The 490-nt window shown below is 48.6% G+C and carries 1 protein-coding gene; it reads left to right on the plus strand.

Translation table 11 applies throughout. The annotated features are described in order from the left end of the window. Positions 1-430: glutathione S-transferase C-terminal domain-containing protein (locus DSM107010_RS31835; RefSeq protein ID WP_199755887.1), on the plus strand; the 430-nt coding region annotated here is incomplete at its 5' end. Between the last annotated feature and the right edge of the window lie 60 nt (positions 431-490).

The raw sequence follows: 490 nt of genomic DNA on the forward strand, positions 1-490 counted from the left end.
CTTACCAATCAATGCTGGTGTCTATCGCGCTGGATTTGCGACATCACAAGCCGCCTACGAAGAAGCCGTGACCCAACTGTTCGAGAGTTTAGATCGATGGGAAATCGTTCTGGGCAAGCAACGCTATTTATGTGGCGATCGCTTAACCCAAGCCGATATTTGTCTGTTTGCAACGCTCTATCGCTTCGACTCAGTGTATTACGGTCACTTTAAGTGCAATTTACGGCGAATTCTCGACTATCCGAATCTCTGGAATTATCTACTGGATCTCTATCAGCGTCCCCAGTTCAAAGTGACGTGCAATTTGGACTATACGAAGCGTGCCTATTACATGAGTATGACCGAGATTAATCCCAATCGAATTGTACCGAAGGGTCCAATCGTCGATTTTGACCAAAGCCACAATCGCGATCGCTTTGGGGGCGCATAGGGAGCGATTGCTCCCCCTTACTTGCCAAACGGCTGCCCCCACCTGTCCCAATTCTCCTTA

The organism is Chroococcidiopsis cubana SAG 39.79, assembly GCF_003991895.1.
Lineage (GTDB): Bacteria > Cyanobacteriota > Cyanobacteriia > Cyanobacteriales > Chroococcidiopsidaceae > Chroococcidiopsis > Chroococcidiopsis thermalis.